Origin of the sequence: Chryseobacterium mucoviscidosis (assembly GCF_002177115.1) — a bacterium.
Lineage (GTDB): Bacteria > Bacteroidota > Bacteroidia > Flavobacteriales > Weeksellaceae > Chryseobacterium > Chryseobacterium mucoviscidosis.
The window spans coordinates 14,916-41,336 of record NZ_MVAG01000080.1; the positions used below are offsets into that span (position 1 = coordinate 14,916).

A 26,421-nucleotide genomic window follows, 5' to 3' on the forward strand; every position below is an offset into this window, starting at 1 on the left:
ATCGTTTTAAAAATAATTCTGTGTTCTTCCTTGCTTTTGACCGTATATTACGTGTTTTTGCAGAAGGAGAAAATGTATGGTTTCAATAGGTTTTACCTTTTGTTTTCCCTTGTATTTTCTTGCACCGTTCCGTTCATTTCCATTCAATCGGAAGCTCAAAAACCTGTTAATCGTTTGCAGAAAACGATTGAAGCAACACAGCAGGTTATGGACATTACGCCGAAACAGGAAAGTTTTAACTGGATGAATCTGATCTGGATATTGTACGGAATCGTAACATTGATTTTCCTGACAAGAACTATTATTTCATATTTAAAAATTAAAAATCTGAAGGGTGAAAAAATGATCTATCAGAATCAAAATATCATCATCACAAATGAACCTATTTCGCCTTTCAGCTTCTGGAATACAATTTATTTAGGAAAAAACTATCTGATTGACAACAAAATAGATTCCAGAATATTTCTTCACGAAAAGAGTCATCTGGAACAGAAACACAGCATTGATATTATTATTGTTGAAATCATAAAGGCTTTTACGTGGTTCAATCCGTCTGTGTATTTCTACAAAAAAGCAATGATTACCAATCATGAATTTCTGGCGGACGAATCTGTCTTAAAAAATGATTTTACCATAAAAGACTATCAGAATTTAATTCTGGAAGAAATTATTTCAAACCAAAACTATAACCTTACCCATACATTCAATTTCAAAAACACCAAAAAACGATTTATTATGATGAACTCCAAAAAATCTAAGCTGGCAGACTTAAAAAAAGTAATCAGCATTCCTGTTTTAATGATTGCTTTCGGATTATTTATACAGAAAACCTATGCCACTCCGATGGAGAAGATGATCGAAAAAACACAGGAAACAATATCAGAACCGGTGAAAAAACAGATCGCTGAAAGTAATGAACCAATTAGGGATGATGTTAAAAACGAATCTTTAAACCCTGAAAGTGGAATTACTGAGCAGTTAAGTGAAAACATGATTAATGGAGGAGTTGTTCAGGATACCATCCGCCCGAAAGAGGGTAAAAACATGGCAACAAAAGATGAGGCAACACTGCTTCCTCAATATCCGGGAGGAATTAATGAAATGAGGAATAAAATGGCGAAAGCATTTGACGCGTCTAAAATGAATCTAGGCAAAGAAACGTATAGAACTGAAATCAACTACACTGTTCTGGAAGACGGAAATATTGCGGATGTGAAAGCATCAGGAAACAATGAAGCATTTAATGCAGAAGCAATAAATTCTTTTAAAAAAGCCAATGAAAACATCGTTTGGAAACCCGCTGAAAAAGACGGAAAACAAGTTCGTTACAGAATGAGAATTCCGCTAACGATGTACTTTCAAAATTAGAATCGATTTTTTTAAAATAAAACAGCATTCAGATTGGATGCTGTTTTGTTTTGAATATAATCATTCGTCTTATTTTAATGAATCTGTGGTATAAAATACTTCCCAATGTCAAATATTTCTTTCGTATTTTTGTTAGGATAACATCACAATTTTTATGAATTTTAAACTTCAATCAGAATATAAACCTACCGGAGATCAGCCACAAGCGATAGAAAAGCTCACCGAAGGAATCGAAATCGGGGAAAAATACCAAACGCTTTTAGGAGTTACCGGATCCGGAAAAACATTTACCGTTGCCAATGTGGTGCAGAATGTACAGAAACCGACTTTGGTTTTAGCTCACAACAAAACTTTGGCGGCACAGCTTTTCATGGAGTTTAAAGAATTCTTTCCTGAAAATGCCGTTGAATATTTTGTAAGTTACTACGATTATTATCAGCCGGAAGCATACATCGCCACAACCGGAACTTACATCGAAAAAGACCTGAGTATCAACGAAGAAGTTGAAAAATTAAGGCTTTCTGCAACTGCGAGTTTACTTTCAGGAAGACGGGACGTCCTGATTGTTGCTTCCGTATCATGTATTTACGGTATCGGAAACCCGACAGAATTTCACAAATCTTTAATTTCCATTGCGATTGGTGAAAAAGTGACCAGAACCGCACTTCTTCATTCTTTAGTTAATGCACTATATTCCAGAACATTAAATGAATTCCAAAGAGGTACATTCCGTGTGAAAGGAGATGTGATTGATGTTTTCCCTGCTTATGCAGACAACGCAATCAGGATTCAGTTTTTTGGAGACGAAATTGAGAAAATTCAGAGCTTTGATCCGGTTTCGGGAAATGTGACGGGAGCTTTTGACCAAATTCAGATTTATCCTGCCAATCTTTTTGTAACATCAAAAGAGACTTTGAACGGCGCGATCCGCGATATTCAGGATGATATGGTAAAGCAGGTTGACTTTTTCAATTCGGTTGAAAAACCACTGGAAGCCAAAAGATTACAGGAAAGAACCGAACTCGATTTGGAAATGATTAAAGAACTGGGTTACTGTTCCGGAATCGAAAATTATTCAAGATACCTCGACGGAAGGTTACCGGGAACAAGACCTTTCTGTTTATTAGATTATTTCCCTAAAGATTATTTGATGGTGATTGACGAGAGCCACGTTACAGTTCCGCAGGTGCATGCGATGTACGGAGGCGACCGCAGCCGTAAAGAAGCTTTGGTGGAATACGGATTCAGGCTTCCTGCTGCAATGGATAACCGTCCTTTGAAATTTGAAGAATTTGAAGCGATTCAGAATCAGGTAATCTATGTTTCCGCAACTCCGGCAGATTATGAACTGGAAAAAACAGGCGGTGCTTATATTGAGCAGATTATCCGTCCGACCGGACTTTTAGATCCGATTATAGAAATCCGTCCAACGCTGAATCAGATTGATGATTTAATGGAGGAAATCCAGAAAAGAGCGGATCTTGATGAAAGGGTTCTGGTAACGACGTTAACCAAGAAAATGGCGGAGGAATTAACAAAATATTTTACCAAATTCGGGATCAGAACACGGTACATCCATTCCGATGTAGAAACTTTGGAACGTATTCAGATTATGCAGGATCTGCGTGTCGGACTTTTTGATGTTTTAATAGGGGTAAATTTATTGCGAGAAGGTCTGGATTTACCGGAAGTATCTTTAGTAGCCATCCTCGATGCTGATAAAGAAGGGATGTTGAGAAGCCGAAGATCGATGATCCAAACCGTTGGTCGTGCCGCAAGAAATCTTAACGGAAGAGCGATTATGTATGCTGATAAGATCACCAAATCGATGCAGGCAACGCTTGATGAGACTGAATACCGACGTGCAAAACAAATGCAGTACAACGAAGAACACGGCAAAGTTCCGGTAGCTTTAAATAAGAAGATTTCTGAAAGCCTTGTCGGAAGAAGCAAAGATTTTCCGGATGAAAAATATACACAAAAAGAAATTTTACAGAAAGTTGCTGAAGCCAAAGCAAGCTACACTTCTGAAGATATGGAAAAAGTAATCGCGCAAAAGCAGAAGGAAATGGAAACCGCTGCGAAAAATCTTGATTTTATTAAAGCCGCGAAATTAAGGGATGAAATTGCTGCTTTGAAGGAGTAATAAAGGATAATAAAAAGTCTCGGCGGCATCTTCGATGCCGCCGAAACTTTATGCTAAAATTTATATGTTTTCGTTTTAGGCTTTTCAAAATTCATACTTCCTCCCCGAATTGGAGTCAGCAAATCCATTAAGCCGTTTAATTTTATTTCGTAAATCGTGGCTAACTGCATTCCCAGCTTTCCTTTGGGCATTCCTGTTCTGGCAAACCATTCCAGATAGCTTATCGGCAGATCCGCGAGAACCGTTCCTTCGTATTTTCCGAAAGGCATTTTTACGACACAGATCTCTTTTAAAATTTCAGGGTTTATTCCGTCTTCCATCTTATACCATTAAATCGATTTTGTCCTCCAGAGCATTGTCATTTCCCGGAAGCTTAAGTTCAGGAGTATCATCATCCGAAAATTCGTTTCTGTATACCTGAATCAGAAGCAAAGTTAATGAAATTAAAATAGGACCAAAAACCAACCCCATAAATCCGAATAAATTCATCCCCATAATAATCCCGAAAACCGTATTTAAAGGATGAATATCTTCCAACTTTTTGAGAAGGGTAAAACGCAGCACATTATCCGTTAATCCTACCACAATAAGGCAATAAGCTGCCAATCCAAGTCCCGCTCCGGTATTTCCTTCCGCAATCATATAAACGCAGACAGGAACATAAACAATCGCTGCCCCCACAACGGGAATCATAGAAGCTGCCGCCGTTAATGCAAAAAGCAAAACCGCACTTGGCGCACCAAAAATAAAGTATCCTACTAAAGCAACAACTCCCTGTCCGAGAGCAACAACGGGAATTCCGATGGCGTTTGCCATAATCAGCTTTCTCATTTTTTCTCCGATCATAGATACATTCGATCTTTTCAAAGGCGCTGAAGAGGATAGAATTCTCTCGAATAAACGAGGTTTTGCCAACATAAAATAAAGAATAAAATACACCGACATTACTACGGTGAGTGTATTTACGGTTCCGCTTAGCGCTTTGGTGGAAAACTGTCCTACACTGCTTTTCAGCTTATCCATATTTTCTTTGCTTAAGATATCAAACCCTACTTTATCGAAAATATAAGTATGAATTTTTTCCAGAAATACATTAAACTTATCCATGTAAGCCTGCGCATTTCCTAATTTTTCAATTAAAAGATCTCCTATAAAATAAATCGGGAGGATGAGAATTATAAGACTGGCAAACATCAAGGTTAATGAGGCAAGCCAGGGTTTCCACTTTTTTTCTTCCTGAAGGTAAAAGTTATACTTTCGGCAAACGACATAAATGGTGATTGCTCCCAAAACAGATGGTATAAACAAGGCAAGATTATAACAGATTAACGCTGCCAATATCAAAATAATTGCCAACAAAAATACCTGCTTTATTTTTACACTGCTTATTTGTTCATTTTTATTCATTAGTTGTTTATTATTTGTCTTGGTTTTCCTAAATGGGCACAGTAAGTAGAATACATTACGATCATGATAAACGGAAAAGTAGCTATGATGCCGATACAGCAAAGAACAATTCCGCTTATACTAATTAATCCGCCCAACAGACCTGCACCTAAAAACGTACCGTAATTTTCTTTTGCGATGTTAAAAGTCTTGCTGATTGCATCTATTGCATTTGCATTCTCAAACAAAAGAATAGGATAACCTAAAAGAAAAAGTGGATAAACAAACAAGAACGGGATCCCGCACAGTGCTGCGGAAATACCAAAAATAATTGTAGTGTATAAGCAGTACAGAAGGATATTTCCTAAATTTTGACGATATCCTATAAAAAGATCAGAAAATTCTATTGCATTTTTAGTATTAAATTTATTGGCAATATAAATTAGTCCTACATAAATAGGAGAAAACAGAATGCCAAAAACACTCGAAACAGAATAATACAAAGAAGCTCCCGGTCGGGTCAAATAATTATATTGAGAAAAATCGCCATCCTCAATATCGCTGAAACCGCTAAAGCCTTCCCAGGAATTATAACCTGTAACAGACTGTAATACAAAATCGCCAATTACATAAACGATCATTGCAGCAATCGCATAAAGAAAAATTCCTTTATAGATTTCGAAAGCATGAGAAATAATAGATCCTGTATTCCTTTCCGGAACAGAACCCTGCTGATCAAATTCATCAAATTCTGACATGGTGTGATTTTTTAATGTTGTTACTACCAAATTAATCTTTTTTTGGCAGAAATAATATTAAAATCACTCCAAATTTATTCCTTTTCGGAGAAAATAGTTTTGTAAAGCGAATAAATCATCGCATTCCAGAAAGGAAATGTAAATAAACCTCCTACAAAAAATAAAGTAAATCCTATGTATTTAAAAATTACTGCAACCATCACACACACAAATATTTCCAGAAAATACATCTTCAATGCTTTAAAATTTAAAGAAATCGATTCGAAGATGGTTCTGTTCATGAAAAACATCATCGGTGCTACAAAAATCGTAATGCAAACCCAGATAACAGGCAAAATTAAGGTATTGAAGATCATGGCATAGATCAAAAACCAAAACAGACCGTACGAAATATATCTAAAAAAGTTTGTTCCGTTATAACCCGCCAGTAAATCACTGATCTCAATTTTTTCTTTTAAATCAATCTTTCTGAAAATCTGAAAAAACCCAAGATTTAAAGGGTAAAGGAAAACCAGTGTTCCCAGTAAAGCATAGCTGAAATACCGAGAATTATCTGTTTGTCCAAGTTCCGCCGCTTTCGCCAGATAAGCATCCATCCCGTTTTGATAGGCTTCGATAAGTTGCTGTTGCTGCTCCAATACCCCGAATTTTTCTGCAAAGAAAAACATTGAGGTGAAAAATATGGCAAAGTAAAGCACCGAAAACATCAGCTGAAAAATCAGCGTCTTATTCCAGTAGAAAAATGCCTGCTTCAGTATAAAATCTAATCCCGGTTTCTGTGGATATTTGTTTTCCATTAAAAAAATTTTGTGCAAAAGTAAACATCAATAATTACTTTTGCGGAATGTTTTCGGCGAATCATCAAAAATTTATAGAAATGGATGAACTTTCACTACAGAAAGTTCCCTACTTTTTTATCATTGATTTTCTTACGGAGAATGTAGAAATCTTCAAAGAAGACGAAATTGAAAATTCGGGCTTATTAATTGATTTTCAAAACTTTTCAACCGTACAAACAGAGCCTCATTTAAACAAAAAATTAGAATGGATTTCTTATCCTGAAACTTTGGAAAGCTTTAAAACAGGATTCGATAAAGTTCAGAAAAATATTCGCTTCGGAAATTCTTATCTGGTAAATTATACCCGAAAAACCAAAATTGAGACGAATTTAACACTAAAAGAAATATTTTATCATTCTTCGGCGAAATATAAAGTTTTTTATAAAGATTTTTTCGTATTTTTTTCTCCTGAAACTTTTGTGAAGATCAACGACGGAAAAATTTTTACCTATCCCATGAAAGGCACTATTGACGCCTCTCTGGATAATGCGGCGGAAATTCTTAAAAATGATAAAAAAGAGAAAGCCGAGCATTACACGGTGGTAGATTTGCTCCGGAATGATCTGAGCATGGTGGCAGATGATGTGAAAGTTGACAAATTTCAGTACATCGATTTCATCAAAACAAAGCAAAAAGATTTATATGCCATGAGTTCCGAAATTTCAGGAAACATCAAACCTGAATTTAATGGAAAACTGGGAAGCATCATGAAAAAACTGCTTCCTGCAGGTTCTATTTTGGGAGCTCCGAAGCCTAAAACACTGGAAATTATTCTGGATGCAGAAGGTTATGAAAGAGGATATTATACAGGCGTTTGCGGTTGGTTTGACGGAAAAAATGTCGACAGTTGTGTAATGATCCGTTTTATTGAAAAAGAAGGAGAAGAACTTTTCTTTAAAAGCGGAGGCGGAATTACACACATGAGCAGGTTAGAAGACGAATATCAGGAAATGAAAAACAAAATCTATGTCCCAATTCATTGAAAGCATTAAAGTAGAAGATCAGGAAATTTTTTTATTGGAATTTCATCAAAAGCGTGTAGACCAGACTTTCGCCCATTTTGGAAAGGAAGGCTCCATAGATATTGCCAAAATTTATAAACATCTTGAGCATGATGAGGACGGACTTTTCAAGCTGAGAATCGTGTATGATCTCGATAAGAAAATCCGCACTCAGATGATTCCTTATGCGATTCCTGAAATTGACGATTTTCAGTTGGTAGAAAACAACAGCTACGATTATTCTTTTAAATTTGAAGACCGGAAAGAGCTCGAAAAAATGAAGATGAAATCCAAAGCCGAAGAAATAATCATCGTTAAAAACAATCACATTACAGACACCTCCTACTCCAACCTTTTATTTTTAAAAGGAAAAGACTGGTTTACTCCTTCAACGTATCTTCTGAATGGTGTACAGAGACAAAATCTTTTAAAACATAAAAAAGTAAAAGAAACCGAGATCACTTTACAGAACATTAAGCAATTTTCTCATTTCCAAATCATTAACGCGATGAATGATTTTGACGAAAACTTCATCTATCCTTTGGACAGGATTATCAATCTGCCGGGAAATGAAGAATATCTGGATCTTTAATTTTCTTTCAGAAAGTTAAAATACGATTTTTGTATATCTGCATTATGCAAAGCCTGCGTATTGATTTCCAATATTTTAGGCTGAACATCCGGTTTAAAGAAATTTTCAAGAACACGGTCTAAAGTTACCTCTTCATCTACTCTTGTGTAGGAGAATCCGAAATGTTTGGCTAAATATTCCGCGTTTTTATGGTGTTTTGTGGCGATAAATTCGTCTAACGTATTCGGATTGGCATTTCCCGGTCCCGGAATAATTTTGAAGATATTTCCTTCGCCATTATTGAAAATCATGATTCTTACAAACGGAGGAATGTACTGATTCCAAAGTCCGTTAATGTCATAGAAAAAACTTAAATCTCCGGTAATCAACAAGGTAGGATTAGAATTTTTGATTGCAAATCCCATTGCTGTAGAAGTGGAACCATCGATTCCGCTCGTTCCTCTGTTGCAGTAAATTCTTCTTTTGCCATAGTCGAAAAGCTGCGCATAGCGTATCGCAGAACTGTTGCTGAAATGAATATTATAATTTTCAGGAACAATCTGTGCCGTTTTATTGAAAAAATAAAAATCTGAAAAATCCACGGAACTTATGAACTTTTCATGTTTTGCATCTTTTTTATCTCTTAAAACATCCCAAAGGTTAAAATAAGGTTTAGGCTCGAGATTAACGAATTTCAATAATTTAGAAAAGAAAATTTCCGGTTTTACCTCGATCTTTTCGGTCAGAGCAAAATACGTATCCGGCTGCCATACAGGATCTAAATGCCAATGCTGTTTGGGTTTTGCTTTTCTTAAAAACTGTTTCACTTTTTTGGAAACAACATTTTGTCCCACTGTAATCAGCAAATCAGGCGCATACATTTTAAAATCTTCTTCCGTGAAATTAAAAACGTATCGGTCGATATGCCTGAAAAATTTTTCGTGATATAAATTTGAATTCGCTTCACTCAACACCACAACCGTATGATTTTTAACCAATTGTGTTAACTGATTCTCCAATTCCGGACTGTGATCTTTGGTTCCCACAAGAATCATGATTCTTTGCGAAGTATTCCAGTCTGCAATAAGGTTAGAAGGAATTTCATATTCTTTCTGTTTGATTGTTTTTTCAACCGTCGGGAAAGTCGGCAATTCTGAAATTAATTCATATAAAGGTTCTTCGAGAGGAATATTGATGTGAACCGGACCCTGTTTTTCAATACAAAGTTCAATGGCTTTTTTAATGATATCAAAATTAATGTCTTCTGCATTTTCTTTTCCGTCTTCCAAAAGCTGAAAATCTCCGTAAGAATGCTGATGAAAAAGATTATTCTGCCGGATCGTCTGTCCGTCGAAAATATCCACATAATCCGTTGGTCTGTCAGCAGTTAACACCAAAAGTGGAATATTGGAATAAAAAGCTTCCGTGATCGCCGGATAATAGTTTACAGAGGCAGAACCGCTTGTACAGGTAACTGCAACCGGTTTTTTCTCGCTCATCGCCATTCCCATTCCTACAAAAGCCGCACTTCTCTCGTCTACAATACTGTAACAGTTGAAACTGTCGATCTCTGAAAAATGAATCGCCAAAGGTGCATTTCTGGATCCCGGGGAAACAATGATATCTGAAATTCCGTATTGCTGAAGAAGGTGTGCAAGTATCTGAATACTTCTTTTGGAAGAATATTTTTTCATAATACAAATTTAACTGATAAATGCGTAACACGAAATAATTTTTAATTTAAAAATCTGTAATTTAGCAGTTCGTTAAATTTCTAAAAATGGATAAAATACCTAGTGTAGACCTGCGTGATTTCCTTTCGGGTGACCCGGAACGCAAACAGAAATTTGTAAATGAAATCGGAAAAGCTTATGAAGAAATTGGTTTTGTAGCCTTAAAAGGCCATTTTCTTGATGACAAATTGGTGGATGAACTGTATGGAGAGGTAAAAAACTTTTTTGAATTGCCAACGGAAACGAAACAGAAGTATGAGATTCCGGGAATTGGCGGACAAAGAGGCTATGTAGGATTCGGTAAGGAGACTGCAAAAGGCTTCAAAAAGGGAGACCTGAAAGAGTTTTGGCATTTCGGACAGTATGTGTCTGATGATTCCCAATACAAAAGCGAGTATCCTGATAATGTGATCGTTGAAGAACTTCCAAAATTCAACGAGGTAGGTAAAGAAGCTTACCAGATGCTGGAAAAAACAGGGCAGTATGTTTTGAGAGCTTTGGCGCTGTATCTTGGTCTTGATGAATTTTATTTTGATGATAAAATTGCAGAAGGGAACTCTATTTTAAGACCCATCCATTATCCTCCGATCACGGAAGAGCCGAACGATGCAGTAAGAGCTGCAGCTCACGGAGATATTAATCTTATTACCCTTTTGATGGGTTCTCAGGGAAAAGGTCTTCAGGTTCAGAATCACAAAGGTGAATGGATTGATGCGATTGCAGAACCGGACGAACTGATGATTAACGTTGGAGATATGCTTTCGAGACATACCAACAATAAACTGAAGTCTACGATTCACAGAGTGGTAAATCCGCCAAGAGAATTGTGGGGAACTTCAAGATATTCAATTCCTTTCTTTATGCATCCCGTGAGTTCCATGTCACTGAATGCTTTGGAAAACTGTGTAGACGAAAACAACCCTAAATTGTATGAAGATACAACAGCAGGAGAATTTTTACACGAAAGATTAATTGAATTAGGATTGATTAAAAAATAAATACAGACCGGGTAATTTGCCCGGTTTTTTGTTTTAGGGAAAGTATATAATAAAGGAAGGCAACAAACACCTTCCTTTTTTTATTATCCTGTAATACAATAGAACTCAGGACATGGAGTAGATTGCGTAAATGTTCCCCACGGACAAATACAGGTATAAACATCTCCGCCACCGCCAGGATTTCCCGGATCTCCTCCCGGATCCTGATACGGTACACATTTTCCGCCGGAACAGATTTCATTTGCGCCACAGCCGCCTGAACCGGGACCGCCTCCTTCAATACAATACGCAGGACCATATCCCGCAGAGATTCTTTTTTTGTCTTCTCTTGAAAGTTTTTTAAAATTTTTCATAGTCTTTGGTTTTGATGTACTCCTACTCTTTCAGCTTTTCGGAAACCGCTTTATTATGATAAGTGTTTAACTATAAAATTCTAAAAATATTATTCACTAATATAGGAAAATTCATTCATATTTTATTTCTATTAAAAAATCAACCAAAATATTACACAATAGTTTGATTTATTAAAATTTTGATTATCTTTACATTAGTATCAAATTTTTAACTAAAACAATATGAAAAATTTAAAAAAACTAAGCAAAAGCCAATTAAAGGGAATTAAAGGAGCAGGAGGAATTAAGTCTTTTCCGGATGAACCGGATTTCTGTATGTACGTTTGCGGAGACGTCATTGTATGCGCTGCATGTAGCAAAGATTTCGAATGTCCTGTAACGGATATGTAGACTGTAAAAAAGCTATAAAGAAACCGTTCCTGATTGGAGCGGTTTTTATTTTTGGGAAACTTTAATCAAACAACCTCAGCTGCTGATCTTTTGCTCCCGTAAAACCTTTAATGGAAAGTTTCGGAAATTCTTTTCCATCGAAAAACTTTTTTCGCCCTATTTTAAAGGTGTTATGAATCATTTCTGCAATATTTCCCTCCCCTTTCTGTCTGTCGAAGAACTTTTTCTCACCTAATTTTCCGTCCCGCATAGAACGGATCAGATTTAAAACTTTCTGAGCACGATCCGGAAATGCATTTTCAATCCAGTTCACAAAAACCGGCTCTACCGTATCATTTAATCTTACCAGAGTGTATCCGAAACTTTGCGCTCCTGCTTCAGAGATTGCTTTTAAAATGGTTAAAGGTTCATCGCTGTTTAATCCGGGAATAATCGGCGCGACCATGACATTGACAGGAATTTTGTGTTCAGACAGAATTTCTATAGCTTTCAACTTGTTTTTGGCTGTGCTGGTTCTGGGCTCCATCTTTCTTCGAAGTTCCTCATTGATGGTGGGAATGCTAAGAGAAACGGACACAAGATTCTGTTCAGATAATGGCTGCAGAATATCGATATCGCGAAGAACCAAAGCGTTTTTTGTAAGAACATGAACCGGATGCCTGTAATCCAGACAGACCTGCAGTATTTTTCTGGTAATCTCAAACTGCCTTTCTGCGGGTTGATAACAGTCTGTATTTCCTGAAAGTAAAATGGGAGCCGGTCGATATCCTCTTTTCTGAAAAAACTTTTCTAATAGTTCCGGCGCATTTTTCTTCACCATGATCTTCCTTTCAAAATCAATTCCTGCACTGTATCCCCAATATTCATGAGTAGGTCTTGCAAAGCAGTAGGAACAGCCGTGTTCACAGCCCTGATAAGGATTCATGGAATATTCCATCGGAAGATCATCGCTTTTTACCTGATTAACGATGCTTTTAGGGAAAACTTCGGTAAAGGAAGTTTTTATGGTTTCAAACTCATCATCTTCAGGCTCAAAAGTATATCGGTCGAAACGATTGCTTACATTTCGCTGTGCGCCCTGACCTTTTATGATATTTTCGTTCTGCATTGATGATGTAAAATTAGAGTGGAATGATGATAAAAAAATGAATTTTAACATTAAAGTTTTCCACAAGAAAAATCCGAAACTTTAAAAGCCCCGGATTTTAACATGATTGGATATATTTTTTAACTACTTCAGTGCATAAAATTCTACGCCATGATATTCATCGTCATAGTTTTTGTCTTCGAAATGTCTGTGATAATCCGAATAGGCATCACTGTATTTTTTATCTTTTCTGTGTAATATTTTTTTTATTCCTATGATACTTAATACTGCCAAAAGACCAACTCCTCCTGCCAGTAAAACTCCGACTTCTTTTTTCATATTCTGTCTGATTTATATATTCTCGTTATTGCAAAAAGTATACCCAAACATTTTCTGTCATTATAAATTTTGTTAACAGATATTGAAAAAATTTAAAAATATAATCTTTGCCAATACCACAACAAAGCGATCAATGGTTTAATTATTGTAGTTTAAAACAAAAATATTATTATGGAAAATACAGACAATATTGATAAAATGACAACCTTAAGTCAGGTAATGGCAAAATTGGCACAAAGAGGAGTACATCGTGAGTTCAGAATGAATGAAAAGTGCGAAATGAAGTTTGAAAATTCAGACAAGGTGTATCAGCCTTCAGAATTAACGGTTCTGAAAACGTACCGTTTTGAGGGAGACAGCAATCCTGATGATAATGCAGTGCTTTATCTGGTAAAAGATACGGCAGGAAACATGGGAATGATCATCGATTCTTACGGAGCAGACAGCAATTATCCCGGCGAAGAATTCGATCAGTTTTTAAGAGCCATCACCATTGATGAAAGCGATGATTACAATTTCTAAATTTAAATATGATAAAAATCCGGAACTTATTCAGTCCCGGATTTTTCTTTTTTCTTAAATATGCCTTTCAAGAAACCTTTCTTCTCAGTTTCTTTTTTGGGCTGCTCTTCTTTATTCTGATCGGGCTTATTCTTTATCTCCTGACCTATTTCTTTTACCGACTGCTTCATGCCTTTCACATCTTCTTTTACGTTTTTCACAGTCTTTTTGGCATTGTCAACCGTCTTTTTGGCACCATCAATGTTAATTCCGATCAAAGTTTTCTTCAAGCCCTGTTCAATTCCTTTCCAGAAAAGGTTGAAGAAGGATTTGGTAGGATCTCTTTCCACATCTTCCACTTGTACATCCTCAGGAAGTTTTCCCGAGTCTGTTTTTACCAGAAGATTGGCAACTGCGGTTAAAAACCCTTTCTTTTCACGGTTATTTTTATCTAACACCGCAATTTTAAGGTCTTTATGTTTCAGATTAAAACTTCCGTTCAGCCCTTTCGGATTCCCTCTGAAATTAAAAAGCATTTCCTGAATAGTTCCCGTTGCCGTTACATGAAGATAAGGACGGATGAACGGATTAATTCCTTGCGCCGGAAGATTGGTGGTTCTTCCCGAAATAGCAAACACATCACGCTGATCGGCAACATCGAAATTCCAGTTGACCGAAAGCGGCGCAAGCTTCATAAAAGAACAGTCTATTTTAATATCCACTCTTGTCGGTTTTCCTTTCATTTTGGCAGAGTTGAGGTTTTTAACATTCATATTAAAGTTGCTGAATGTCAGTTTTCCCGGTCCCGCACTTTCAGGCGTATCTTCTTCATAAACGAGAACAGAGTTTTTCAGATTAAGGTTATTAACAACCATCGGAATTTTTATAGACCGTAACAATCTGGAATATAAAGGTTTTTCTTTAGGATCATCTTTCGGGATTTTACTTCTGAAAATATTGGCATCGGCAGACTCAATAGTTACATTAGCAGCGTTAATCGATTTATTGTCAGAAAACAGATCCCATGTTCCGTTTGCTGTAATCTGATTTACTTTAATATCGTATAAATCTCTTTCCACGGGAATCATTTTGATAAACTGCGCTCTCGAAACGATAGGCTTCATCGCAAACTGAGAAAGCCGGATATTGTTTTGATCCACTTTTAGAGCACCCGAAGTCATATGATAAAACTGTGTTTTGTAAGAGAAATTGCCTGAAGTCAGCGCATAGTTTTTTACATCAACCGCAATTCCTGAGTTGTCCGGTTTTGAGGTAAGCTGAATATCATTAATGGTTGCATTGAGACGCGCAAAACTCAACGGCTGATTGTTTTTCTCATACGTAATATCAGAATTCTTCAGCACTACTTTTCTGATGATTACCGGAAACTGAATCCCACTGAGATTGGCTGATTTTTTTGCTGCCTGTACTTCTCCTGCTTTGATGCTTCCTTTCACCTGATCTACCAGAACATCTTTTACATCAAGGTTCAGTTTTTTATCAACGGACTCCCATTTATTGATGTTGAAACCAATATAATTTGCGACAAGATTCATTGAGGTTTTTCCTGCTGCTGAACCATTCGGAACGACGGAAATATTTCGGATTTCTCCTTTTTTCGGATTTAACGTGAAACTTTTTACATTAAAATCCTGATGATCGGAGTACAAAATATCCTGCGCCGAAAACTGAAAATCTTTATATCCTACCGGAATCAGCTCTTCTCTTGTTTCCTTATCAAATCTCAGTTTATTGATGTTCAGATTTGCCTTTTTGGTATAGAGAAGTTTTTCTCCGTTAGGTTTCATCACCTGAACAGTAGCATTGTTTAGCTTAATATCTTCGAGATCAATATCAAAATTAAGCGGTTTTTTAGGCTTTACCGGAGCTGCATCGGTGGTGTAAATCTTAAAATCAGGATTATAAAAATTTGCGTTTGCCAGAGAAACTTTATTCTTTTTCAGAACAATATCTTTGAACTCCATTTTTTCGATATTAAACTGAAAAAGCTGCGTCTTTTTAGGATAATATTTTTTAAACTGTTCAAAAGTAACGAGTGGAGTCAGTTGAAAATGATCAATCGACATCTGTCCGTTTCTCGTTTCTATTTTATTGATTTCCAATGCATAAACACTATCCGGACGGAAGAAGAAATTACTTCCTTTAATGGAGTACTGATCGAAAACCACTGGTAATTTATCTTCTACGGATTTTTCCGTCATCTGAAGATTTTCCACATACAGATTAAGATCCTGCACCGAAAAGAATTTCTGTTTCGTAAATCTGAAAATGCTGATATTTCCTTCATTGATTCTGATGTTGTCAAACCGTACTGGATTTCTCTTCTTTCCGGTTTTTGTATCAACCGGTTTCGCAAGAATAATATTCAGATTAGGTTTGGACAGCAGTAAATCTGATGAACTGATCTGTTTGTTGAAAATGGCATCATAAATGCCGAAACGGCTTATTTTCAAAGTGTCAATCGTACCCTGAAGTCCGATAACATTGAAATTCTGGGGGTTTTTGCTGTTGACGGTAATTCCTGTCGAAAGAATATTCCCCGACAGAAGATCAACATCCAGACTTTTGTAGGAGACTTTGTAATCCGTATTGTTTTTAATGTATTTCGGAAGCCTTGTTTTCAGCCAGAAATTAAGCCCAAGATTTGCCAGCAAAACAATTACCAGCAGGATTCCGAGAGCAAGAAATAATTTTTTTACCCATCCTTTCATTTTTTGTGATTTGGTTTTAATTCAATATTCTATTAATTTTTAACAGTCAATTCAATTACATACCCTTCATGTCCTCTTACGTTAATAAACTCGCCTCCATCGAAACCTAAGTACTGCCCTTTAATTCCCGTTAACTTCCCTGTATATTCAGGTCTTTTATCAAGAGTAAAAGATGTTACTTTTTCAGGCTTTTCAAACGGATAATCGAATCTCCACAGGTTTTCGCCTTCACTGTAGAACTTCTGGAAATCTTCAGGAAAATATTCTTTTATCTTCTGTTGAAAATCGGCAAGATCTATCTCGTCTTCAAAATCGTCCTGAAGCATTTTCTTCCAGCTTGTTTTATCGGCAACATGCTGCTTCAGAGCAACTTCTATCATTCCCGCTTCATATCGGTTTTCTGTTCTGGCAATCGGCAGCGCAAATGTAGCGCCCTGATCAATCCATCTTGTAGGAATCTGTGTATTTCTCGTAACCCCTACTTTTACTTCTCCCGTGTACGCAAGATAAACGGTATGTGGCTGTAACTGAATTTCCTTTTCTATATCCAAATCCCGTTCCGCAATTCCAAGATGCGCTGTGGAAAGTTCGGGTCGAATGATGGTATCGCTTGCATAAGGACTTTCAAAGAAGCAGTTTTTGCAGAAGCCCATTCTGTAAATCGGTTTATTTTCGCCACAGTTTACGCATTGGTAACCTGTATGTTTTATGGTAAGTTCTTTTCCAAAAAGTTCGTTCATGTGGATAAGATCACCGGAAAGATTAAGGTAATATTGGATCGGCTCGTCGTGGAAGCTCGTCATCTTTAAAATTTGCCCTTGAAACTGCATTGTATTAAGTTTAAGTAAATATAAAAAATTTAAAATTTATTTGATTTTGTTCTCTGATTTCAGCCTGCTGATTTCTTCTTTCAAAGCATCAATCTGATTCTGAAGTTTTCTTACGTCCGGATTATTCATATTTTCAGAATGTGGCGAATATTGCCAGATTAGATGAATGTCTTTTACCAGATCATTATGCTCATCAAGCCTTTTTTTACTGAGGGAAACACTGTCATTCAGTACCGTAATTCTCAGGAAATTGCTTTCTCCTTCCTTAAAAGGTTCATAATTGATGATGGCGAGTTCCGGATGATTTTCTCTGATCTTTCTGATGTAATTTTCAGACCGTTCTTTCAGTTTTTCTTTATCCCATTTCTTTTTGGTGAGTAAAACACTCGGAAGCAGAATAATAACAGAAGCCAGACTTATAATTAATGAATTCTTTCTGTTCGCCGCCTTTCCTTTTTCCATATAGTACTTCTGATAACCGAGTACGAGACTCAGAATCCATGTTCCTACCGCAATAAAGAAACAATTGATGAGGTAAAAATAAAATCCGCCCCAGAAATATTCCCAGTTTCCGTTGGCAATCCCGAATCCTGCTGTACAAAGCGGCGGAATACAGGCGGTAGAAACCGCAACTCCGGCAATTACTTTTATGGCTTCTTTTCTTACAATTCCCAGAAACCAGGCAAAACCGCCCAACAAAGCCAGAGAACAGTCGAAAATAGTCGCTGTTTTAAAACTTTCCAGTTGTGAAGTTTCCGAGTGAAAAGGAGAAACAAGGAAATACAGAGTGGAAGAACAAAGGGCAACGATAATCATCAGAAGCCAGTTGAAAATGCCCAGCTTTATCAGATGCCTGTTTCCGATAGAAAATCCGAATGCAATGCCTACAACAGGTCCCATTAAAGGAGAAATCAGCATCGCTCCGATTACTGCCGCCGAACTGTTGATATTTAAACCGATGCAGGCAATTCCCATAGAGATCACCAGAAGCCAGAGATTATGCCCGCGAAAGTAGATTCCCTCTTCAATTTCCTGAAAGGTAAATTCTTCCTCTTCTTCTTTTGGCAGGGTGAATAATTTTTGAAAATTAATCATTTATGATATTTATAGCAAAAGTATAAAAAGAGCATCCAAGTATTTTAATAAATTTGTGGAATTAAAAACCAACAAATGAATTATCTCATAACCGGAGGAAGCGGTTTTATAGGTTCCCATCTTGCTGAGCAATTATTGAAAAAAGGACATTCTGTCATAAACATTGACAATTTTGATGATTTCTACAGCTATCAGATAAAAATTCAAAATACTTTAGACGCTATTCAATATTTTTCGGATTTTGAATACTCCGGAAAAGATGATGATATTAAAAAATTAATTTCTCTTTCACAATCAGAAAATTACAGGCTGTATTATCAGGACATCCGCGATAAAAAAGGGTTGGAGGAAATATTTAAGAACCATAAAATAGACACCGTCATTCACCTTGCTGCACTTGCGGGAGTCCGACCTTCTATTGAAAGACCTTTAGAATACGAAGAAGTTAACATCCGCGGAACCATGAATCTCTGGGAACTCTGTAAAGATTTCAATATCAATAAATTTGTCTGCGCTTCCTCATCAAGCGTTTACGGAAACAACGAAAAGATCCCTTTTTCTGAAACCGACAATGTAGACAATCCCATTTCTCCGTATGCAGCAACCAAAAAATGCGGTGAAATTTTAGGACATGTTTATCATGATTTATACAAAATAGATATGATTCAGCTCAGATTTTTCACGGTTTACGGACCCAGACAAAGACCTGATCTTGCCATCCACAAATTCACAAAATTAATTTCCGAAGATCAGGAAATCCCCTTCTACGGAGACGGAACCACCGCGAGAGATTATACTTATATTGATGATGTTGTTGACGGTATTTTAAAATCAATCCGCTATCTGGAAAATCATTCAGATGTTTATGAAATTGTTAATCTGGGCGAAAGCGAAGTAATTAATTTAAACGAAATGCTTTCCACCATCGAAAAAACTTTGGGGAAATCTGCCATCCGCAAAAATCTGCCAATGCAGCCCGGAGATGTCCTGAAAACCAATGCCGATATTGCCAAAGCAAAGACATTAATTGGCTACAAACCTGACACAAACTTCCAAAATGGCATAAAAAAATTTGTGGAATGGTTTTTGAGAAAATGACCTCAGTAAGCCGGAAAAAGTACTGTAAACACTTTCTGAAGGCGCACGGTGAACAAAATTTAACAAAAAGAATTGAAAATCAAGTATAAAAAAGCATATAATATAAGCTAATTTTATACTTTTGCAAAAAATTAAAAAATTATGTACTGGACATTAGAATTAGCTTCATACTTAAGTGACGCACCTTGGCCAATGACTAAAGCAGAGCTTATCGACTACGCAATCAGAACTGGTGCACCAATGGAAGTAGTGGAAAATCTTCAGGCTATCGAAGATGAAGGAGAAATTTATGACGCCATCGACGAGATCTGGAGCGATTATCCTACGGACGAAGATTATCTTTGGAACGAAGACGAATATTAATGAAAAGCAATAAGCTTTAGGCTCTGCTTAGAGCTTTTTTGCCCTTTTTTATATATTATTTTTTTACACAATAAGTGTTATTTAAAACGCTTAAAGGATATCCTTTTAAGCATAAAGCAAAAAATTTATGAGTTTTTTAAACAAAGTTCTAAAAGGGTTTTTGGGAGACAAAAAAGCGCAGGACCTAAAAGAAGTAAAAAAAGTTGTAACAAAAATCAAAGCTGTTGAACCCGCTATTCAGCAATTGTCTGATGATGGTTTAAGAGAGAAAACTGCTGAGTTTAAAGAAAATATTAAATCTGCAACCAGCAAAATCACAGCACAGATAGAACAGATCCAGGAGCAGATCAAAAATTCGAAAAACGTTGACGAAAAAGAAGCGCTTTTTACGAAGATTGAGTCTCTGAAAAAAGAATCATACGAAATTGAAGAAAAAGTGCTTAGCCAGATTCTTCCTGAAGTTTTCGCTTTGGTGAAGGAAACAGCAAGAAGATGGGCGCAAAACGGAGAAATCCGTGTAACCGCTTCAGACTGGGACAGACAATTGGCTGCCGCAGGAAAAGATTTCGTGGAAATTCAGGGCGATCAGGCAGTCTGGAAAAACTCATGGGACGCTGCAGGAACTCCTGTAAACTGGGATATGGTACATTACGATGTTCAGTTTATCGGGGGTATTATCCTACACAGCGGTAAAATTGCCGAAATGGCGACCGGAGAAGGTAAAACTTTGGTAGGGACGCTTCCAATTTTCTTAAATGCACTTCCGGGAAGAGGAGTTCACGTAGTAACGGTGAACGACTATCTTGCGAAAAGAGACTCGGCATGGATGGGACCATTGTACCAATTCCACGGAATGTCAATCGACTGTATTGATAATCACCAGCCGAACTCGGACGGAAGAAGAAAAGCATACAATTCAGATATTACCTACGGAACCAATAATGAATTTGGTTTCGATTATCTGAGAGACAACATGGTAACTTCACCTTCAGAACTGGTGCAGAGAGAACTAAACTTTGCGATCGTGGATGAGGTAGACTCTGTATTGGTAGATGATGCAAGAACACCGTTGATTATTTCAGGTCCGGTTCCACAGGGAGACAGACAGGAATTTGATGTTCTTAAACCTTCTATCGACAGAATTGTTGAAGTTCAGAAAAAAACAGTTTCTACGATTTTTAATGAAGCGAAAAAATTAATCGCTGCAGGAAACACAAAAGAAGGAGGTTTCAAACTCCTACAGGCTTACAGAGGTCTTCCTAAGAGCAGACAATTAATTAAATTCTTATCGGAAAGCGGAAACCGTGCGTTGCTTCAGAAAGTAGAAGCGCAATATATGCAGGACAACAACCGCGATATGCCGATCGTAGATAAAGATCTATACTTCGTTATTGAAGAAAAAAACAATCAGGTTGATCTTACAGACAAAGGTGTTGAATACATGTCTCAGGGAAATTCTGATCCTAACTTCTTCGTTCTTCCGGACATCGGAACTGAAATCGCAGAACTGGAAGCTAAAAATTTATCTAAAGAAGAAGAATTTGAAGCGAAAGAAAGACTTTTCTCTGATTTTGCAGAAAAATCTGAAAGAGTTCACACGATGAGCCAACTGTTGAAAGCATATACATTATTTGAAAAAGATGATGAATATGTGGTTATTGACGGCGAGGTAAAAATCGTTGATGAACAGACAGGTCGTATTATGGAAGGAAGACGTTATTCAGACGGTCTTCACCAGGCGATCGAAGCGAAAGAAAATGTAAAAATCGAAGCTGCAACGCAGACTTTTGCAACCATTACCCTTCAGAATTATTTCCGTATGTACAATAAACTTGCGGGGATGACGGGTACTGCAGAAACGGAAGCAGGTGAGCTTTGGGAAATTTATAAATTAGACGTTGTGGTAATTCCTACCAACCGTCCGATTTTAAGACACGACAGACAGGATTTAGTTTTTAAAACTAACCGTGAAAAATACAATGCTGTAATTGAAGAAATTGAAAAATTAACGGCTGCAGGAAGACCTGTTCTGGTAGGTACAACATCTGTTGAAATCTCACAGTTATTATCAAAAGCCCTTCAGTTAAGAAAAATTAATCATCAGGTTCTGAACGCGAAGCTTCACAAAAAAGAAGCGGAAATTGTTGCAGGAGCAGGACAGCCGGGCGTTGTAACCATTGCAACCAACATGGCAGGTCGTGGTACGGATATTAAGCTTACCAAAGAAGTAAAAGAAGCGGGAGGTTTGGCAATTATCGGAACAGAAAGACACGATTCAAGACGTGTTGACAGACAGTTGAGAGGTAGAGCAGGAAGACAGGGAGATCCGGGAAGTTCTCAGTTCTATGTTTCTCTGGAAGATAACTTAATGCGTTTATTCGGTTCTGAAAGAATTGCTAAAATGATGGACAGAATGGGTCATAAGGAAGGTGAAGTGATTCAGCATTCCATGATCTCAAAATCTATTGAAAGAGCGCAGAAAAAAGTAGAGGAAAACAACTTCGGAACAAGAAAGAGACTTCTTGAATATGATGATGTAATGAACAAACAGCGTGACGTAATCTACAAAAGAAGAAAGAACGCTTTGTTCGGTGATCACCTGAAGTACGACATCACCAATATGATCTTTGACGTGGCAAATTCTATCGCAGCGAAAGGAAAAGCGACAGGAAGCTATAAAGATTTCGAATACGAGATCATCAAAACATTTACGATGGAATCTCCGGTTTCTGAGAACGATTTCAAGAATAAAACAGTTCAGGATTTAACGAACATTTTATTCAAAGCAGCTCAGGAAGATTATCAGATGAAACTGAACTTGCTGAAAGAAAAATCTTTCCCGATTATCGAGAATGTTTATCAGAATCAGGGTTCAATGTTCAGAATGATTCAGGTTCCTTTCACAGACGGTCATAAAACAATGACGATCGTAACCGATCTTAAAGAGGCTTATGAAACGCAGTGCGACAGCTTAATCAATGATTTTGAAAAGAACATTACGTTATCCATCATCGATGAAAACTGGAAGCTTCACCTTCGTGAAATGGACGATTTAAGAAGATCTTCACAGGGAGCTGTTTACGAGCAGAAAGATCCGTTGGTAATTTATAAGCAGGAATCTTTCCACTTATTCAGCGAAATGATCGAGAAGTTAAACAAAGAAATTATATCTTTCTTATACAAAGGCGAAATCCCTGCATAAGAATAATTAACAATAATTTAAAAACCGTTACAATTCAGTTTGTAGCGGTTTTTTGTTGCTCTTTCCTTTTGCTTTTATGACAAAAATCAATTTTATTATTTATTTAGAATAATTAAAAACAATATATTTGCATAAAAATTTAAGGTTTCATGAAAAATGTACTGATCTGTGCTTCGCTGTTAGGTTCTATTCTAACGTTTGCTCAGGAAAAAGATTCAATTAAAGGAAATGATATTGAAGAGGTAATTGTAAACGGAAAGTATTACAAGAAATATGTAGAAAAGGAAGGTTCTTCTTCTATTCGTCTGGACGAAGAATTAATCAAGATTCCTCAGAATGTTTCTATCATTACAAACAGAGCATTGGAAGATCAGCAGGTTACCACTTTGGGAGACGGTGTTCTTAGAAATGTTGCCGGAGCTCAACGATTGGAACACTGGGGAGATATGTACACCAGAGTAAATATGAGAGGTTCCAGAGCCGCAGCTTTCATGAACGGAGTGAATGTAACTTCAAACTGGGGACCACTTAGCGAAGATATGTCGTATGTAGACCACATTGAATTTATAAAAGGACCTTCCGGATTTTTGATGTCTAACGAAGAACCGAGCGGAATTTACAATATCGTTACCAAAAAACCGACAGGACAATCTTTAAACGGTTCTGCAAGAGTAACTCTCGGAAGCTTTAATATGTACAGAGGAGAAGCTGATGTAGATACTAAAATTACAGATAAAGTGGCTTTCAGATTAAATTTAATGGCTCAGAATAAAAACAGTTTCAGAGACTATGAATTTAATGACAGATACATCATTAATCCTTCCTTAAAGGTAAATCTTACCGATAAAACGACTTTAACAGCAGAATATATTTATCAGAAAGCAAAAATGTCTGAAGTAGGATCTGCTTATGTTTTCAGCTATGAAGGATACGCCACAAAACCGGTTGAATACACCATGACCGATCCCGGAATTGCACCCACCAATGTGGATAATAATACCGTAAATGTAAATATTCAGCATAAGTTTAACAGCAACTGGAAACTGACTTCACAGCTAACTTATGTGAATGAATATACTTTAGGAAGCGACATCTGGCCTTCTCAATTTTTACCGAATGGAGACATGATCAGAACGCTTTATTTTTGGGAAGCAAGCAACGTGATGAAATTCGGGCAGGTATTTCTTAACGGTTATTTCAAAACAGGAGCTGTTTCTCATAAAATCTTAACAGGGCTGGATCTCGGCTCTAAAAAATATATGGCAGACTGGAATCAAAAACATGATTTAGACACAGCCGCAAAACCTTTTAATATCAACTCCACTACATACAGCCCGCCTTCCAACGGATACGCTAGTTTTGACACAAGTACTTCGCTGGAAAGCAGAGCAACTCCATACGGAACTATTGAACAAAATTATACCGGATTATATATTCAGGATGAATTAGGATTTTTTAATGATGCTTTAAGATTAACCCTTGCTGCGCGTTATACGAATGTGAAAGAAAATTCTTACGGAACCAAAGCAGAAGCAGACAAAATTACGCCGCGAATCGGAATAAGCTATTCGATTGACGATAATACTTCTGTGTACGGTTTATACGATCAGTCTTTCGTTCCTCAGGCAGGGTTTTTCAGAACCGGAGGAATTCCAAAACCTATTACCGGAAACAACATGGAAGTTGGGGTGAAAAGAGACTGGTTTGGCGGAAAATGGAATACTACGTTGTCTTTGTACAACATCATTAAAAGAAATTCTACGGTTGCAGATCCTGCAAACAGTACTCTTGAAAACTTTATCATTGATTTGGGTAAAACAAGAGTTCAGGGAATTGAATTTGATCTGAAAGGTGAAATCACAAGAGGATTTAATGCCATCTTTAACTATGCTTTCACGGAAAACAAAATTACAGAATCCAATGATCCTATAAGAAATCCTGTAGGAATGAGAATTCCGGGTTACGCGAAACATACGATGAACGGATGGCTGAACTATACCTTTACACAGGGAACTCTGGAAGGTTTCGGGTTATCTTTTGGAGGAACCTATCTTGCAGACCGAAGCAGCTGGAACTGGGCAAATAGCGGAACGCAGAAAGATATGGATGATTATGTAAAATTCGATGCAGGACTTTCGTGGGAAAACACAAAATTCAGAGTCGGACTTAATGTATTCAATGTTTTCAACAGGTACCTTTATTCGGGATCGCCATACGGAGCGTACTACTATTATCAGGCTGAAGCCCCGAGAAACTTCAGACTTTCTGTCGGATATAAATTTTAATTATCAATCTTAAAAGTTAGCCTTTCCGGAGGCTGACTTTTCTTTCATTAAAAGTTTAATAAAAATGAGGAAAAAGCATCATCATAAAAAAAAACCAAGTGCTTTTAAAAAATGGACGGGAAAACTGCATTTGTGGCTGGGTCTTGGAATTGGGTTTCTAATCTTCATTATTTCGATAACGGGAGCATTGTACGTTTTCAAGGATGAAATTGAAAATGCGACGAGAAAAGACGTGATCTATCATAACGAGCAGAATATCGATCAGAAACAGATTCTTCCGATAAGAACGCTGGAAAAAGCAGTGGTGGAGCAGGTAAAAGAAAAATATCCGGTGCATTGGGTGAATATCCCGATTGATAAAAAGATGTCTTACCTCTTTTACTGGTACGAACACGATCCGAAAGGTTGGAATTATTTTGATGAATTTCCCATCTATAAAGTTGCCTACGTAAATCCATACAGTGGAAAAGTTTTAGGAACCTACGACGAGAAAAACGGATTTTTCCAGATCGTTAAAATGATCCACTGGAGTTTTCTTTTAAAACAGTCTTGGGGAACCTATGTTGTGGGAATTCCTGTGCTGATTTTTGTATTCATGCTGATTTCTGGAATCATTCTGTGGTGGCCTAAAAATAAAGCCGCAAGAAAACAGCGTTTTTCTTTCAAATGGAAAAATGTACAAAACTGGAAAAGAAAAAATTACGATCTACACAACGTTTTAGGTTTTTATGCTTCCGTTTTCGCACTGATTTTCTCCATCACCGGATTATTTTACGCCTTTTTATTCGTTCAGTCATCAATATATTTCATCTTTTCAGGAGGAAAAACCGCTTATCCCGACTTTTCATCAATCAAAACAAAAGCACCGATTGAATGGAGAACCGAAGGAACTTTAGACAAAATAAGCAATACCGTAAAAGCAAAATATCCCGATTCGTATAACTTTTCCATCGATCTCGGACACGAACATATGGACGATCATGAACATCCGAATTTCGAAGTCTATGTAAAACACCTCTCCTATTCTTACCACAAAAGCAGCAGTTTAATCTTTGATGAAAACTCGGGAGAACTGCTTCATACCCACGATATGAAAGACAAAAATTTTGGCGAAAAAACGGTAGGAGCCAACTACGATATCCACGTCGGATCCATTTTAGGACTTCCCACAAAGATCATTGCCTTCATTGTAAGTTTGATATGTGCCTCATTACCAGTCACCGGCTTCATGATCTGGTGGGGAAGAAGAAAAAAGAAAACCCCAAAAGCAACATAATATTTTTTTAAAATAAATCTTTGGTTAATCGTCTAATAATAAGATCTTTTTTATAATTTTAGCCTTTTAG

General features: G+C 36.9%; 23 protein-coding genes. 12 read left to right on the forward strand and 11 right to left on the reverse strand.

Annotated elements, in window-relative coordinates; all coding sequences use genetic code 11:
- Positions 1-72: 72 nt before the first annotated feature.
- On the forward strand, positions 73-1,368 hold the full coding sequence (locus tag B0E34_RS03825; protein ID WP_228423013.1) for a M56 family metallopeptidase: 1,296 nt from the start codon (positions 73-75) through the stop codon (positions 1,366-1,368).
- Positions 1,369-1,522: 154 nt separating this feature from the next.
- Entirely contained in the window at positions 1,523-3,514 is a 1,992-nt protein-coding gene (gene uvrB / locus B0E34_RS03830) for an excinuclease ABC subunit UvrB (RefSeq protein WP_087706892.1), read from the forward strand.
- Between the two features lie 53 nt (positions 3,515-3,567).
- Here uvrB and B0E34_RS03835 read toward each other — a convergent pair whose 3' ends face one another.
- The 4 genes from B0E34_RS03835 to B0E34_RS03850 all read right to left on the reverse strand — a co-directional run bounded on the left by B0E34_RS03835 (position 3,568) and on the right by B0E34_RS03850 (position 6,455).
- The gene (locus B0E34_RS03835) at positions 3,568-3,822 is read right to left on the reverse strand and encodes a DUF3820 family protein (RefSeq protein WP_087707060.1); all 255 of its coding nucleotides are present in this window, start codon (positions 3,820-3,822) and stop codon (positions 3,568-3,570) included.
- A gap of 13 nt (positions 3,823-3,835) precedes the next feature.
- The gene (locus B0E34_RS03840; RefSeq protein WP_087706906.1) at positions 3,836-4,921 is read right to left on the reverse strand and encodes an AI-2E family transporter; all 1,086 of its coding nucleotides are present in this window, start codon (positions 4,919-4,921) and stop codon (positions 3,836-3,838) included.
- Complete coding sequence (locus tag B0E34_RS03845) at positions 4,921-5,658, reverse strand: beta-carotene 15,15'-monooxygenase (protein ID WP_087706908.1); 738 nt, start codon at positions 5,656-5,658, stop codon at positions 4,921-4,923. Before B0E34_RS03845 ends, B0E34_RS03840 begins: the two co-directional genes overlap by 1 nt.
- A 74-nt stretch (positions 5,659-5,732) precedes the next feature.
- Entirely contained in the window at positions 5,733-6,455 is a 723-nt protein-coding gene (locus B0E34_RS03850) for a hypothetical protein (RefSeq protein ID WP_087706909.1), read from the reverse strand.
- 47 nt (positions 6,456-6,502) lie between these two features.
- On the opposite strand from B0E34_RS03850, the gene B0E34_RS03855 reads away from it, so the two are divergent.
- Together B0E34_RS03855 and B0E34_RS03860 are read left to right on the forward strand one after the other, a co-directional pair.
- Entirely contained in the window at positions 6,503-7,480 is a 978-nt protein-coding gene (locus tag B0E34_RS03855) for an aminodeoxychorismate synthase component I (protein ID WP_087706911.1), read from the forward strand.
- Positions 7,464-8,090, forward strand: coding sequence for an aminotransferase class IV (locus B0E34_RS03860; RefSeq protein WP_087706913.1), 627 nt, complete (start codon positions 7,464-7,466; stop codon positions 8,088-8,090). Before B0E34_RS03855 ends, B0E34_RS03860 begins: the two co-directional genes overlap by 17 nt.
- Here B0E34_RS03860 and menD read toward each other — a convergent pair.
- Positions 8,087-9,763, reverse strand: a complete 1,677-nt coding sequence (menD, locus tag B0E34_RS03865; RefSeq protein ID WP_087706915.1) for a 2-succinyl-5-enolpyruvyl-6-hydroxy-3-cyclohexene-1-carboxylic-acid synthase — start codon at positions 9,761-9,763, stop codon at positions 8,087-8,089. The two genes, B0E34_RS03860 and menD, sit on opposite strands and share 4 nt — an antisense overlap.
- 86 nt (positions 9,764-9,849) lie before the next feature.
- On the opposite strand from menD, the gene B0E34_RS03870 reads away from it, so the two are divergent.
- Positions 9,850-10,800 (forward strand): isopenicillin N synthase family dioxygenase, encoded by a 951-nt coding sequence (locus B0E34_RS03870; protein ID WP_087706917.1) that lies wholly within the window; start codon positions 9,850-9,852, stop codon positions 10,798-10,800.
- An 83-nt stretch (positions 10,801-10,883) separates the two neighbouring features.
- Here the strand turns inward: B0E34_RS03870 and B0E34_RS03875 are convergent, their stop codons facing one another.
- Positions 10,884-11,153 carry a bacteriocin-like protein gene (locus tag B0E34_RS03875; RefSeq protein ID WP_076391252.1) on the reverse strand — a complete coding sequence of 90 codons (270 nt, stop codon included), beginning with the start codon at positions 11,151-11,153 and terminating at the stop codon, positions 10,884-10,886.
- Positions 11,154-11,375: 222 nt separating this feature from the next.
- Here B0E34_RS03875 and B0E34_RS21225 point away from each other — a divergent pair, with 222 nt between their 5' ends.
- Positions 11,376-11,543 (forward strand): bacteriocin-like protein, encoded by a 168-nt coding sequence (locus tag B0E34_RS21225; RefSeq protein WP_165762945.1) that lies wholly within the window; start codon positions 11,376-11,378, stop codon positions 11,541-11,543.
- 61 nt (positions 11,544-11,604) lie between these two features.
- Here the strand turns inward: B0E34_RS21225 and B0E34_RS03880 are convergent, their stop codons facing one another.
- Both B0E34_RS03880 and B0E34_RS03885 read right to left on the reverse strand, forming a co-directional pair.
- Positions 11,605-12,651: a PA0069 family radical SAM protein gene (locus tag B0E34_RS03880; protein WP_087706919.1), complete on the reverse strand. Its 1,047-nt coding sequence runs from the start codon at positions 12,649-12,651 to the stop codon at positions 11,605-11,607.
- Positions 12,652-12,774: 123 nt separating this feature from the next.
- Entirely contained in the window at positions 12,775-12,969 is a 195-nt protein-coding gene (locus B0E34_RS03885; protein WP_087706921.1) for a hypothetical protein, read from the reverse strand.
- Between the two features lie 171 nt (positions 12,970-13,140).
- Here B0E34_RS03885 and B0E34_RS03890 point away from each other — a divergent pair, with 171 nt between their 5' ends.
- On the forward strand, positions 13,141-13,491 hold the full coding sequence (locus B0E34_RS03890) for a hypothetical protein (RefSeq protein WP_087706923.1): 351 nt from the start codon (positions 13,141-13,143) through the stop codon (positions 13,489-13,491).
- 26 nt (positions 13,492-13,517) lie between these two features.
- On the opposite strand, the gene B0E34_RS03895 is transcribed toward B0E34_RS03890, so the two are convergent.
- The 3 genes from B0E34_RS03895 to B0E34_RS03905 are packed head-to-tail and all read right to left on the reverse strand — an operon-like array spanning position 13,518 to position 18,127.
- On the reverse strand, positions 13,518-16,202 hold the full coding sequence (locus B0E34_RS03895) for a hypothetical protein (protein WP_087706925.1): 2,685 nt from the start codon (positions 16,200-16,202) through the stop codon (positions 13,518-13,520).
- A gap of 32 nt (positions 16,203-16,234) precedes the next feature.
- Complete coding sequence (locus tag B0E34_RS03900) at positions 16,235-17,032, reverse strand: DUF2797 domain-containing protein (RefSeq protein ID WP_087706927.1); 798 nt, start codon at positions 17,030-17,032, stop codon at positions 16,235-16,237.
- 36 nt (positions 17,033-17,068) lie between these two features.
- Positions 17,069-18,127 carry a DUF389 domain-containing protein gene (locus tag B0E34_RS03905; RefSeq protein WP_087706929.1) on the reverse strand — a complete coding sequence of 353 codons (1,059 nt, stop codon included), beginning with the start codon at positions 18,125-18,127 and terminating at the stop codon, positions 17,069-17,071.
- A gap of 75 nt (positions 18,128-18,202) precedes the next feature.
- Here B0E34_RS03905 and B0E34_RS03910 point away from each other — a divergent pair, with 75 nt between their 5' ends.
- The 5 genes from B0E34_RS03910 (at position 18,203) to B0E34_RS03930 (ending at position 26,351) form a co-directional block, all read left to right on the forward strand.
- Entirely contained in the window at positions 18,203-19,225 is a 1,023-nt protein-coding gene (locus tag B0E34_RS03910; protein WP_087706931.1) for a GDP-mannose 4,6-dehydratase, read from the forward strand.
- 141 nt (positions 19,226-19,366) lie between these two features.
- On the forward strand, positions 19,367-19,588 hold the full coding sequence (locus tag B0E34_RS03915) for a DUF2795 domain-containing protein (RefSeq protein ID WP_027382805.1): 222 nt from the start codon (positions 19,367-19,369) through the stop codon (positions 19,586-19,588).
- Between the two features lie 127 nt (positions 19,589-19,715).
- On the forward strand, positions 19,716-22,790 hold the full coding sequence (gene secA / locus B0E34_RS03920) for a preprotein translocase subunit SecA (RefSeq protein WP_087706933.1): 3,075 nt from the start codon (positions 19,716-19,718) through the stop codon (positions 22,788-22,790).
- A gap of 149 nt (positions 22,791-22,939) precedes the next feature.
- The gene (locus B0E34_RS03925) at positions 22,940-25,075 is read left to right on the forward strand and encodes a TonB-dependent siderophore receptor (RefSeq protein WP_087706935.1); all 2,136 of its coding nucleotides are present in this window, start codon (positions 22,940-22,942) and stop codon (positions 25,073-25,075) included.
- A gap of 64 nt (positions 25,076-25,139) precedes the next feature.
- On the forward strand, positions 25,140-26,351 hold the full coding sequence (locus B0E34_RS03930) for a PepSY-associated TM helix domain-containing protein (protein WP_087706937.1): 1,212 nt from the start codon (positions 25,140-25,142) through the stop codon (positions 26,349-26,351).
- Positions 26,352-26,421 lie beyond the last annotated feature (70 nt).